The sequence below is a fragment of the Sulfitobacter sp. L-8 genome (assembly GCF_056859255.1).
The window spans coordinates 337,081-349,566 of record NZ_JBSXOD010000056.1 but is presented as its reverse complement, the minus strand read 5'-3'; the positions used below and the strand labels follow the sequence as shown (position 1 = coordinate 349,566).

The window sequence follows — 12,486 nt, the reverse complement described above, 5'->3', positions numbered from 1 at the left end:
CCAAGCATGACGCAAGGGTTGCCAGTGATCTCGTTTATAACCACCCACATCGAAGTCGTAGGTCTTATCTTTCTGACTTTGTTCGTGGCCTTCATCCTTTTGCAGCAGCGCCGCAGCCCACAATCTACTGTCGCATGGATATTGTTTCTTATCATGCTGCCGTATGTTGCGGCCCCGTTGTTTCTGGGTCTCGGATTTCGCAAGCAGGGAAACCGGTATGAGCCGGTATTGTTCACCACGAAAGAAGAGCCGCCCACACCCGTTCACGCGCTTGATGCGACCTTTCAGCACTTCATGATGCCCCCAGCTCTCGAGGCTCAAAGGCTGACTTTGCTTGACACGCCGCAACTGGCGTTTCAGGCGGCCCTGGACACGATCGACAGTGCGGAACACAGCATTGATGTGCTTTTCTATATCATCGCGAATGACGGCACCGCGAAACATTTCGTCCAGGCGTTGACCGACAAGGCCAGAAAAGGCGTTCATGTCCGATTGCTCATGGACCGTCTGGGGACGCTGCGAGGTCCACATGAGGCATTGAAGGCGCTGAAGGCCGCAGGCGGAGAGGTTTTGTTTTTCTCGCCGATCCTGCAATTGCCGGGCACAGGCCATCTGAACCTGCGCAACCATCGTAAGATGATCATCGCCGATAATGCGCGGGCTTTCTCCGGCGGTATGAATGTCGCGGACCACTACATGACCCATACGCCAAAACCGGGGCATTGGGTGGACCTCGCGTTCACCCTCGAAGGGCTTTCGGTGCAGTCCTTTTGCGATGTGTTCCGGTCCGATTGGGAAGTCGCCTCGGGCACGCCGACGCCACAGGTTGTCACCCCAGCCCCCACGACAGGCGGAAACGCTACGGTGCAGCTTGTTCCTTCCGGGCCCGACATTGCCGAAGACCCGCTGCATGACGGACTGATCCGCGCCATCCACCTGGCGGAATCGCGCATCTGGATCGCGACCCCCTATTTCGTCCCGACCGAGGCATTGGCCAATGCCCTGCGTATCGCATCACGCCGTGGTGTGGATGTTCGGATAATCGTGCCTCAGAAATCCAATCAGCGGATCGCCGATTTCGCGCGCGGGGGGTTTTTGCGTGACGTTCAGGAAGCCGGGGCAGAGATTCACTTTTTCAAACCGTCGATGATCCACGCCAAGGCCGCGTTGATCGACGATGTCGGCATCGTCGGCACCGCCAACTTTGACGTGCGCAGCATGCTTCTCAACTTTGAGGTGATGCTGTTCCTTTATGACGCACCGAGCGTGACGACGCTGACGGAATGGTTTCTGGAGCGGCAAGGCGATTGCCACAACGTCGTACGCAACGTCACCTTGATCAGACGCTTGGCCGAAGGCGTCTTTCGCATCGGAGCACCAGTCTTGTGACCCAGCCACCGCTTCGCATCGCCAGCTATAACATGCGCAAGGCCAAGGGGACGGACCGGCAACGCGACCCCTATCGCACCATGCGTATCGTGCGTGAACTGGCCGCCGATATTGTCGTGTTGCAAGAGGCCGATATGCGACTGGGGGCCCGTCCTTCCGCATTGCCGGTGGATGCACTAACGGCTGAGACCGGGTTGGTCGCCGTCCCTGTTCCCAGTCCGGTTAGCATAGGTTGGCACGGTAACGCTGTGCTGCTGAACCCAAAGGCAGAGATCGTGGAAGTTCAACACCTGGACCTGCCAGGCGCAGAGCCGCGCGGTGCCATGGTCGTTGATGTCGACATCACCGGGACGCCCTTGCGTATCATCGCAACCCATCTGGGCCTGATGCGCCGGTCCCGCCGTGCCCAGCTTTCGGCACTTATTGCCCACCTCGACGAACGATCGACCCGCCCGACCCTGATCGCCGGGGACATGAACGAATGGTCTTTGAATGTTGGGCTCGGACGGCTGGCGCATCACTTCACGATCCACGCTCCGGGTAAGAGCTTTCACGCCCGCCTGCCCCTTGCCGCGTTAGACCGGATCGCGATAGACGATGCGCTAAAGCTGGTGGGCGGCGGCGTCTTCGATACGCCCGAAGCGCAACGGGCCTCGGATCACCTTCCGATATGGCTGGATTTCCAACACGCGTCAGACTGAGTTCTTGTGCCGCCGCACGACACTGCCGGGGCGCCCAGGCAAGCTAAGCGTCGCATCAGATCGTGGGCCACGTGCGATAACTTTGCCATTGGCGATAACGCACAGACGGTTGGCCCGCAGGCGCAACGCTTCGATGGGGTCACCGGCGTCCAGCACCACCAGCGACGCCTTCGCCCCTACGTGAAGACCATAGTCGTGCAGCCCCATCGTGCGCGCATTGGCGTTGGTGACCATGTCGAAACATGTACGCATTTCATCCGGGCTGGTCATTTGCGCCACGTGCAGCCCCATGAACGCCACGTCGAGCATGTCAGCCGTACCCAATGAATACCACGGGTCAAGAACGCAGTCCTGTCCCCAGCCGACGTTGATCCCCATCGCCAGCATTTCCTTGACCCTCGTCAACCCGCGGCGCTTGGGGAATGTATCGTGACGCCCCTGTAAAACGATGTTGATCAGGGGGTTTGGAACAACGTTGATCTGTGCTTCGGCAATCAACGGCAACAGCTTGGACACGTAATAATTGTCCATCGAATGCATGGATGTCAGGTGTGACCCCGTAACCCGACCGTGCAGCCCCAGGCGCGAGGTTTCAGCCGCCAGAGTTTCAATGTGGCGCGACAAAGGGTCATCGCTTTCGTCGCAATGCATATCAACCATAAGGCCACGGGCTTCGGCGATTTCGCACAGTTCGCGCACCGATGCCGCACCGTCAGCCATTGTGCGCTCAAAATGCGGGATACCGCCCACGACGTCGACGCCCATATCCAACGCACGGATGGTATTGTCGCGCGCGGTCGGATCACGATAGAATCCGTCTTGCGGAAACGCCACCAACTGCAAGTCGATATAATCGCTTACCTGCTCGCGAACGTGTAGCAGCGCCTCGACCCCCAAAAGCCGGTCATCGCAGGTGTCGACATGCGACCGTATCGCCAACAGCCCCATGGATGCCGCCCAATCGCAATAATCCAGCGCTCTTGCGACGACCTCATCCTGGGTCATCACCTGTTTCAGTTCGCCCCACAGGCCGATCCCTTCCAGCAACGTACCCGATGCGTTGATACGGGGCGTGCCATAGGACAGGGTAGCATCCATGTGAAAATGCGGATCGACAAACGGCGGGCTGACCAGATCACCGCCGGCATCAATGACTTCAGCGGCCTCAGCATCGCCGAGCACGTCAATAGCGCGGATCTTGCCGCCAGACATGCCAATATCGGCCACGCGCCCGTCGGGTAGCGTCCCCCCCTTGACGATCAGGTCAAACATCAGCGCTCTCCTTTGTTGAACGGTATCATCAGGGCCGCAGGAACCTGTGCGCGGCGCGACACCAGAATCAAAGCGACAATCGACAGAATATACGGGGTCATCAGAAATATCTGATATGGGATATCGGCACCAAGGCTGGTTTGCTGGACCCGGATCTGCAACGCATCGAAACCGGCAAACAACACCGCGCCGAGCAGCGCCTTGCCGGGTTTCCATGACCCGAATACCACCAACGCAATCGCCACCCAACCCCGGCCATTCACCATTTCGAAAAAGAAACTGTCAAACGCCGACATGGTTAAAAATGCGCCCCCCATCGCCATGAAGCCGCTGCCGACAATCACCGCGCCCATGCGGATGCCCGTAACAGAAAGCCCCTGCGCGGCCACCGCCGCGGGGCTTTCGCCGGCGGCGCGCACCGCCAGCCCCAACGGGGTGCGGTACAGCATGATGCCGGTCGCCGCGACCAATGCAAACGCCAGATAGGTAAACGGGGTCTGCGAGAACAAGGCCTGTCCCAGCACCGGAATGTCGGACAGGATCGGGATCTCGTAGGCTTGGAACGCGGCGATCTTGGGCGGGCTGGTTACCTGCGGCAACGCAAGCCGATACGCATAATAGGTCGATGATGTCGCAAGCAGGGTTACACCCAGGCCCACCACGTGCTGCGATAGCCCGAACGGCACCGTCAAGGCGGCATGCAGCAACCCAAACAGCATCCCCACCACCATCGCCACCGCGACGCCCATCCATAGCCCGGTACCGGAATATACCGCCATCCAACCCGCGAATGCGCCCGCGACCATGATCCCTTCGATGCCGAGGTTCAAAACCCCGGCGCGTTCGCAGATTAATTCGCCCATGGTTGCGAGGATAAGCGGTGTGGCTATGCGGATGACCGCCGCCCAAAAGCTGGCGGAAATGAGGATATCGACGATTTCCATTATTCTCTCCGCACCCGAAATCGCGTCAGCATGATTGCAAGCACCATCAGCAACAGCGCCGTTGCCAGCATCATGTCAGCAAGGTAGGTCGGCACCGCGGCGGCGCGGCTCATGCTGTCGGCTCCTACGAAGATACCGGCTACGAACATCGCGGTAACGATCACACCCAAGGGATTTAGCAGCGCCAGCATCGCGACGATAATGCCGGTGTAGCCAAACCCCGGAGACAGATCGAGCGTCAGACTGCCCTTCAGTCCCGCCACTTCGCTGAACCCCGCCAGGGCCGCAAGTCCCCCCGATAGCAAGGCCGTCTTGACCAGAACCCTGTTCACCGGGATGCCCGCGAAAGCCGCCGCCGCGCGGTTCAGCCCCACGGCGCGCATTTCATAGCCTAAAGTGCTGCGCGTCTGGATCACCCACACTGCCACGGCACAAAGGATCGCCAAGCCGAACCCCCAATGAAGTCTCAGTCCTTCAAACATCCGCGGCAAGCGCGCGTCCGCAATCAACCGCGCCGACTTGGGCCATCCCATTCCCATCGGGTCTTTTAACGGCCCCTCAAGCAACATCGAGATGAACAGTAAGAAAATGAAATTTAGCAACAAAGTGGTCACGACTTCGTCTACACCGAAACGGGTTTTCAAGATTGCAGGGACCAGCAGAACCAGCGCCCCGGCCAGAACAGCACCGAGCGCCAGCGTCGGGATCAATGCGAAACCGGGCCAGGGTAAGGCACCCGTCCCCAATACAACAGTCACAAGCGCACCCGCATATAATTGTGCCTCGGCCCCGATATTCCAAAACCGGGCACGAAACGCGACCGCAACAGCGAGGCCGGTGAAAATCAGTGGCGTTGCCCTGTTCAGCGTTTCCAGCAGGGCGAACTTCGTTCCGAAGGCCCCTTTGATGATCAAACCCAGCACCGCAAAAGGATCTGCGCCCGCGATCATTGCAAGTAACGAAGCAATCACCACGGTTGCCGCAATGGCCAGTGCCGGCGGGACGACGCTGCGCGCAAACGAAGGGTTGGCGATCGGTTCAAGACGCATGTGTCACCTGTTCGTCAAACCCTTGCCCTGCCATCCAGCCGCCCAGTTCGGATGGCGATTTGGTACCGCGAAGAAACTCCGGCGATAAGCGCCCCCCTGAAATGACATGAATGACATCTGACAGCCGCATGATTTCGTCCAAATCTTCGGATATCAGCAACACCGCCGCGCCACGATCGCGTGCAGCCAGAAGTTGGCTATGCACATAATTCACCGCTCCGATATCAAGACCACGCACCGGCTGATTGGCAAGGACGATATCAGGTGCCGCTTCAAGCACGCGACCGAGTATCAGCTTTTGCATGTTGCCGCCGGAAAGCAGCCTGATACGGGTGTCTGGACCCGGACAACGAACATCGTATTTATCAATTATATCAACGGCAAAGGCGCGTGCTTTCTTCCAGTACATCCACCCAGAGTTGCTGAAGTCATCCGAGTTGTAGCATTCGAGAATAGCATTTTCAGTGAGACTGAAATCCGCGATTGTACCGGTCTTGTGCCGATCTTCGGGAATGCGGGCGATGCCCTTGTTGACCGCATCGCGGGCAGACCAGTTTTTCACGGGCTCGCCATGGTGTTCAATCGTCCCTTCGGCAGGTGTGCACAGACCTGCCACCAGATCAGCCAGTGCAGCCTGCCCATTGCCCGACACACCGGCCAGCCCCACAATCTGCCCCGCTTTCAGGTTCAGCGAAACCCGTTTGAGACCAGGTATGCTTCCTATGTTTGGGGTGCTGACATTTTTTATTGAAAACAGGTCTCTACCAGGTGTAGCGACGGCGATATCGGGGGCGACCGCACCGGTTCCCATCATCAAGGTTGCCAGCGCTTCCTTATCGGTGTCGGCGGTATCGACCTCGGCGACCAGCTTGCCGTGGCGCAACACGGATACGCGGTCTGAGATAGCCATGACCTCGTGTAGTTTGTGCGAAATGAAAACAATCGATAAACCATTCGCAATCGCAAGCCGGAGCGTTGCAAACAGATCGTCAGTCTCTTGCGGCGTCAGCACCGCTGTCGGTTCGTCCAAGATCAAAATCTTGACGTCGCGGTACAACGCCTTGAGGATCTCAACGCGCTGCCGCTCTCCGACCGTCAGGTTGGCGACCCGGGCTTCTAGTTCCACTTTAAGATTAAAATCGTCTGATATCTTTTTGATTTTTTTATTTATTTCCACGTTATTCATGCTGAGCGCGAACAACGGCTGCGCCCCGAGAGAGATGTTTTCCTTAACCGTCATGTTATCGGCAAGGGTGAAATGCTGATGTACCATTCCCACACCCGCATCCAGCGCAGCGCGCGAATTCCCCGGTGGCAGGACACGTCCGAATACCTCTACCGTTCCGCTGTCCGCCGTGTACTGGCCGAACAGGATATTCATCAAGGTGGTCTTGCCCGCGCCGTTTTCACCCAGCAGGGCGACGACCTCACCACGACGCAAAGACAAGCTGATTGCATCGTTTGCAATCAGCTTGCCAAAGCGCTTGGTAATGGCATCGAGACGAAGAACAACGTCCGCTGTGTCTCGCATCGGGTTAGGACGATGCAGGTTCAGCGTCGTTGATCTCGACCGTGTAATCACCTGACATGATCTCGGCTTCGCGTTTTTTGACCATATCCATCGCTTCGGCCGGAATCTTTCCGTCAAAGGTACCCAGCGGGGCCAGTACATTGCCCCCTTCATTCATGAATGAATAGACGCCGTAGTCAGCAGCTTTGAAGGTACCCGCTTTTACTTCGGCAATTGCCTTGTCCAGGGTAGGTTCAAAATTCCAGATCGCCGACGCCACGACGGTTTCGGGATATTCGCTTTGCGTGTCGATGACGTTACCGATCGCCAGCACCCCTTTTTCCTTGGCGGCATCAGACACACCAAACCGTTCGGCATAAAGCATGTCAGCGCCGTTTTCGACCATCGCGAACGCCGTTTCCTTGGCTTTCGGCGGATCGAACCAAGAGCCGATGAAGCTGACCTGGAACTTGATGTCAGGGTTCATCTCTTTCGCCCCCGCCATGAACGCATTCATCAACCGGTTCACCTCGGGGATAGGAAAACCGCCGACCATGCCGATATTGCCGGTCTTGCTCATCGATCCAGCGATAATGCCAGACAGGTACGATGCGTCCTGAATGTAGTTGTCGAACACGGCAAAATTCGGCAACGCGGCGTCTTCCTTAAAGCTCGACCCCATGAGGAAAGCCACCTCAGGATACTCCGCAGCGACTTCGCGTGCTTCTGCTTCCGCACCAAAAACTTCGCCCACAATGAGCTTGTTACCCGCTTCCGCATATTCCCGCAGCACGCGGGCGTAGTCGGTGTTACTGACGTTTTCAGAATAGACGTAAGCAATGTCGCCGCGCTCCTGGGCTGTCATCGCTGCCTTGTGGATCCGGCTGACCCACTGCTGTTCTACCGGCACGGTATAAACCCCAGCAACCTTGATTGGTTCAGCGGCCAGTACGGCGGAACCGAACGCAGTCGCAAGCAGCGCTGTAGTGGCAGTTGTCGCCAGAAAGCGGCGTCTGTTGATAGAACCTTGAAGAATTTTCATGTTTTTCGACCCCCTTATTGATTGTTATTGACCATAACGTGCTTTGATTTACCGCAACGGGTCAAGCTGTCTTTTACCAAATGGTCAAGATACAGGATTCTTGACGCTCAACTGGCAGTGCCGCTTGGAATAGCGCATAAGTTTTAATCACACCGGGGTTTATTCCTATGTCCCTGATAAATCAACACTAAGACAGGCATTTTGCCCATGATTGCCCCCGACATCGGTCGCTGATGTGGCTCTCCTGGAACAGCCCCCAGGGTGGTGGCGTATCCCCCAGCAGCGCGCAAAAAAAAGGAGAGCCGAGGCTCTCCCTTGAGGTTTCACTATTCAGGCCAGATATTGTTATCTGCTCGATATTGTCGTCGCCTGCGGCCAAAATAGCGTCAAAGGGCGAGCGCACCCGCCCCGTGTAAGGTGCCCGACCCGAAAGCCGGGCGTGTTGTCAGCTACAACCCGAAGTCCCGCCACAGGTGTTGCACTTCATGCATGTACCGTTGCGCACCAGCGTGTAGTTACCACATTCCCCGCACGCTTCGCCCTCATAGCCCTGCATCTTGGCCTTGGTACGGGCATCAATGCCGACCGATCCACTGGACACCGCGGTAGAGGACCCGATCGCCGCCGCGACCGCTTGCGATGCCATCTGAGGGGCGATTTTCTCGAGGGTGGCGAGGTTGCTGTCGCCCTGCCCGCCCTGAAGCAACACCAGCTCTTGCGGCATGCGATTGCGCAAGTAACCCGTCGAGCTGATCTGCTTCAACACTTCCAGCGAACGGGTGGCAGCGGTTTCGGATATCTCTGCGACGTTACGGACGCCGTCTTCTTCACCACGGCCAATGCTGTCGAACGATGCGCCTTCGGGCTGCACATGCGCCAGATCGGTGCGGTCAAGATAGGACACGGCCAGTTCGCGGAAGATATAGTCAAGGATGGACGTTGCATTCTTGATACTGTCGTTGCCCTGCACCATGCCAGCCGGTTCAAACTTGGTGAAGGTGAACGCGTCGACGAATTCCTCGAGCGGCACGCCGTATTGCAGGCCCACGGACACCGCGATGGCAAAGTTGTTCATCATCGCCCGGAAGCCCGCGCCTTCCTTGTGCATGTCGATGAAAATCTCACCCAGCTTGCCTTCTTCGTATTCGCCGGTACGCAGATAGACCTTGTGGCCGCCAACGATCGCCTTTTGGGTATAGCCCTTGCGGCGCTGAGGCATCTTTTCGCGGTGCGATTTGACGATCTCTTTGACGATGACCTTCTCGACGATCTTTTCAGCCAGAACCACGGCCTTGTCGTGGATGCTGCCCTGTTCAAGGGTTTCAGCTGCTTCATCGTCATCTTCAACCAAAGCAGAGGCCAAAGGCTGCGACAATTTCGATCCGTCGCGGTACAAAGCGTTGGCTTTGACACCTAATGACCACGAAAGTTCATAGGCCTTCTGGCAGTCTTCGATCGTCGCGTCATTCGGCATGTTGATCGTCTTGGAGATAGCCCCCGAGATGAACGACTGTGCGGCGGCCATCATGTAGATGTGGCTGTTCACCGACAGATACCGCTTACCTTTTTTACCGCACGGGTTGGCGCAGTCAAAGATGCTGTAGTGCTCTTGCTTGAGGTGCGGCGCGCCTTCCAGCGTCATCGTGCCGCAAACGTGGTCGTTTGCCGCGTTAATGTCCTTCTTGGAAAATCCCAGCGACTTCAACAGGTCGAACGTGGGGTCGTTAAGCTTGTCAGCCGGGATACCCAACACCTGAGTGCAGAATTCCTCGCCGAGGGTCCATTGGTTGAAGACGAACCGGATATCGAACGCTTGCGCCAGTGCAGCGTCGACTTTTGCCAATTCATTGGCACCAAAGCCGTGGCCGACCAACGTGGTATGGTTGATGCCCGGTGCATTGCCGATAGACCCGTGTCCAACCGCATAGGCGACGATCTCTTCGATCTGAGCCGAGCCATACCCAAGCTTTTCCAAAGCGGCGGGAACGGATTGGTTTATGATCTTGAAGTATCCGCCACCGGCAAGCTTCTTGAACTTCACCAGCGCAAAGTCAGGCTCGATTCCCGTGGTGTCACAATCCATGACCAGCCCGATGGTACCGGTCGGCGCGATAACCGAAACCTGTGCGTTGCGATAGCCGTGCAGTTCACCAAGGCGCAAAGCTTCGTCCCACGTGGTCGTCGCGACCTTGATCAGATCGCCCTGTGGACAGCTGGCGTGATCCAGAGGGACAGGCTTTACCGCCAATGCTTCGTAGCCATCGGATTTCCCATAGGCTGCGTTGCGATGGTTGCGGATGACGCGCAGCATGTGGTCGGCGTTCTTGGCGTGGCCCGGGAAGGCCCCCAATTCACCCGCCATTTCGGCGGACGTGGCATAGGAGACACCGGTCATGATTGCAGTCAGGGCACCACAAAGCGCGCGGCCTTCATCACTGTCATAGCTAAAGCCCATGTTCATCAGCAGCCCGCCGATATTGGCATAGCCCAGACCCAATGTGCGGAAGTCATAGGACCGCTGCGCGATTTCCTTGGACGGGAACTGCGCCATCATCACCGAGATTTCGAGCGTTACGGTCCACAGACGGCTGGCGTGCATATAGTCTTCGACCATGAACGCGCCATCCTTGAGGAAGGTCAGCAGGTTCATCGACGCAAGGTTACAGGCCGTGTCGTCAAGGAACATGTATTCGGAACAAGGGTTTGACCCACGGATCGCGCCGTCCTCGGGGCATGTGTGCCATTCGTTTACCGTATCGTGGTACTGGATGCCGGGGTCGGCACAGGCCCATGCGGCGTGGCCAACCTGGTCCCACAGATCACGGGCGCGGATGGTTTTCGACACGCGCCCTGTGGTGCGGTCCAGCAATTCCCAATCCGCGTCTTTTTCGACGGCATGCAGGAACGCGTTGGTCACCCGGATTGAGTTGTTTGAGTTCTGTCCGGAGACCGAGGAATAGGCCTCTGAATCCCAGTCTGTGTCATAGGTCGGAAATTCAATCGAGGTGTGGCCCTGCTTGGCATAATCCAGCACACGCTTGACGTAAGTCTCGGGGATTGCGCATTTTTTCGCATCCTTGATCGCGGCCTTCAGCTGGTCGTTCTTGGCGGGATCATAGGCGTCGGCCTGCGCGCCGTCCCATGCCTTGATCGCCGCGAACAGCTTGTTCAGCTCGCGTTGGTGCATCTTGGAACCCGCCACGATCGACGCGACCTTTTGTTCTTCGATGACTTTCCAGTTAATGAAATCCTCGATATCGGGGTGGTCCGCATCGACGATGACCATCTTGGCCGCGCGCCGTGTGGTGCCGCCCGATTTGATGGCACCGGCAGCACGGTCACCGATCTTGAGAAACCCCATCAGGCCCGAAGACTTACCGCCCCCCGACAGGCTTTCGCCCGCGGCCCGCAGGCTGGAGAAGTTGGTGCCGGTGCCGGAACCGTATTTGAACAGGCGGGCTTCGCGGACCCAGAGATCCATGATACCGCCATCGCTGACCAGGTCATCCGCGACAGATTGAATGAAACATGCGTGTGGTTGCGGATGCTCATACGATGACGTGGAGCGGGTTAGTTCGCCGGTCTTGTAGTCGACGTAATAGTGGCCCTGCGCCGGCCCGTCGATCCCGTATGCCCAGTGCAGACCGGTGTTGAACCACTGGGGGCTGTTGGGTGCGCCGCTCTGCGAGGCGAGGATATAACGCATTTCGTCGTAGTAAGCCTGGGCGTCAGCTTCGGTGGTGAAATAGCCCCCCTTCCAGCCCCAATAGGCCCAGGCACCGGCCAAGCGGTCGAACACCTGCTTGGATGAGGTTTCGCCACCCATGGTGGCACCGTCTGCGGGGACAGAACGCCACAGGAATTCCGGGACACCCTTTTCCTTTACCTTCTTGGTCGCCGACGGCACGCCCGCTTTGCGAAAGTATTTCTGAGCGATCACATCCGATGCGACCTGGCTCCAGCTTGAAGGCACTTCGACGTTATCGAGATGAAAAACCACCGATCCATCCGGGTTGCGGATTTCAGAGATCGTGCTGACAAAATCAAGATCTGCATAAGCATCTTGTCCGGAAGTGGTAAATTTTCTTTCGATCTTCATATCAGCTGCCCCATTTGTTTTCAGCTCTTCATAACAGTGGGCTATGTCTGGCCTCGCAGACCGCCCCGATGACGTCGACACACAGCGCCAAAAGGATCACCGGATCAGGTATCAATCTGAACTGTCCAACGCTCTGAAACACCGAGCCAGTTCTTGATATCTGATGGTTCGCCCCGTAGCGCATCACACTATATATAGTATCAACGCCGCCGACTTACACAAACTGACGTATATTCACTGCTTCGGTCAACGGCTTTATTCTCAAATTTTGGGAAGTTGGCGCTTGACCGATGCAGCATTTTTTGAGGCACGCGGGAAAGTGGTGATTCAATCGCCTGATATACACAATACACGGATTGGAAGCTGGGATTTATCCTGTTGTGGATAAGTCAACAAACTCGCGGGTTTAGATAGGTGGGTTGATGCGTTGGACGAGATATCCACAATTTACCTCACAAGAGACTGGGGATAATCTTTGGT

Annotated in this window: 8 protein-coding genes; 2 read left to right on the top strand and 6 right to left on the bottom strand. The window is 57.2% G+C overall.

All coding sequences use genetic code 11. The features are described from left to right. Positions 1 to 24: 24 nt before the first annotated feature. Positions 25 to 1,389, top strand: coding sequence for a phospholipase D-like domain-containing protein (locus AC13DE_RS18365; protein ID WP_483048647.1), 1,365 nt, complete (start codon positions 25 to 27; stop codon positions 1,387 to 1,389). Further along, positions 1,386 to 2,090 carry an endonuclease/exonuclease/phosphatase family protein gene (locus tag AC13DE_RS18360; protein ID WP_446314439.1) on the top strand — a complete coding sequence of 235 codons (705 nt, stop codon included), beginning with the start codon at positions 1,386 to 1,388 and terminating at the stop codon, positions 2,088 to 2,090. The genes AC13DE_RS18365 and AC13DE_RS18360 overlap by 4 nt, the downstream gene beginning before the upstream one ends. Here the strand turns inward: AC13DE_RS18360 and AC13DE_RS18355 are convergent. The 6 genes from AC13DE_RS18355 to AC13DE_RS18330 all read right to left on the bottom strand — a co-directional run bounded on the left by AC13DE_RS18355 (position 2,082) and on the right by AC13DE_RS18330 (position 12,006). Then, on the bottom strand, positions 2,082 to 3,362 hold the full coding sequence (locus AC13DE_RS18355; RefSeq protein WP_483048646.1) for an amidohydrolase family protein: 1,281 nt from the start codon (positions 3,360 to 3,362) through the stop codon (positions 2,082 to 2,084). The two genes, AC13DE_RS18360 and AC13DE_RS18355, sit on opposite strands and share 9 nt — an antisense overlap. Next, positions 3,362 to 4,306: an ABC transporter permease gene (locus tag AC13DE_RS18350; RefSeq protein ID WP_446295062.1), complete on the bottom strand. Its 945-nt coding sequence runs from the start codon at positions 4,304 to 4,306 to the stop codon at positions 3,362 to 3,364. Before AC13DE_RS18350 ends, AC13DE_RS18355 begins: the two co-directional genes overlap by 1 nt. Further along, positions 4,306 to 5,355 (bottom strand): ABC transporter permease, encoded by a 1,050-nt coding sequence (locus AC13DE_RS18345; RefSeq protein WP_446295061.1) that lies wholly within the window; start codon positions 5,353 to 5,355, stop codon positions 4,306 to 4,308. Before AC13DE_RS18345 ends, AC13DE_RS18350 begins: the two co-directional genes overlap by 1 nt. After that, complete coding sequence (locus AC13DE_RS18340) at positions 5,345 to 6,886, bottom strand: ABC transporter ATP-binding protein (protein ID WP_483048645.1); 1,542 nt, start codon at positions 6,884 to 6,886, stop codon at positions 5,345 to 5,347. The genes AC13DE_RS18345 and AC13DE_RS18340 overlap by 11 nt, the downstream gene beginning before the upstream one ends. 4 nt (positions 6,887 to 6,890) lie before the next feature. Further along, positions 6,891 to 7,907 (bottom strand): BMP family protein, encoded by a 1,017-nt coding sequence (locus AC13DE_RS18335; RefSeq protein ID WP_483048644.1) that lies wholly within the window; start codon positions 7,905 to 7,907, stop codon positions 6,891 to 6,893. Between the two features lie 445 nt (positions 7,908 to 8,352). Then, entirely contained in the window at positions 8,353 to 12,006 is a 3,654-nt protein-coding gene (locus tag AC13DE_RS18330; protein ID WP_483048643.1) for a vitamin B12-dependent ribonucleotide reductase, read from the bottom strand. Between the last annotated feature and the right edge of the window lie 480 nt (positions 12,007 to 12,486).

What these genes read in the sequence shown, in the direction of transcription:
- AC13DE_RS18355 (WP_483048646.1), bottom strand. Translation starts at nt 3,362, where the DNA reads ATGTTTGACCTGATCGTCAAGGGGGGGACGCTACCCGACGGGCGCGTG.
- AC13DE_RS18350 (WP_446295062.1), bottom strand. Translation starts at nt 4,306, where the DNA reads ATGGAAATCGTCGATATCCTCATTTCCGCCAGCTTTTGGGCGGCGGTC.
- AC13DE_RS18345 (WP_446295061.1), bottom strand. Translation starts at nt 5,355, where the DNA reads ATGCGTCTTGAACCGATCGCCAACCCTTCGTTTGCGCGCAGCGTCGTC.
- AC13DE_RS18340 (WP_483048645.1), bottom strand. Translation starts at nt 6,886, where the DNA reads ATGCGAGACACAGCGGACGTTGTTCTTCGTCTCGATGCCATTACCAAG.
- AC13DE_RS18335 (WP_483048644.1), bottom strand. Translation starts at nt 7,907, where the DNA reads ATGAAAATTCTTCAAGGTTCTATCAACAGACGCCGCTTTCTGGCGACA.
- AC13DE_RS18330 (WP_483048643.1), bottom strand. Translation starts at nt 12,006, where the DNA reads ATGAAGATCGAAAGAAAATTTACCACTTCCGGACAAGATGCTTATGCA.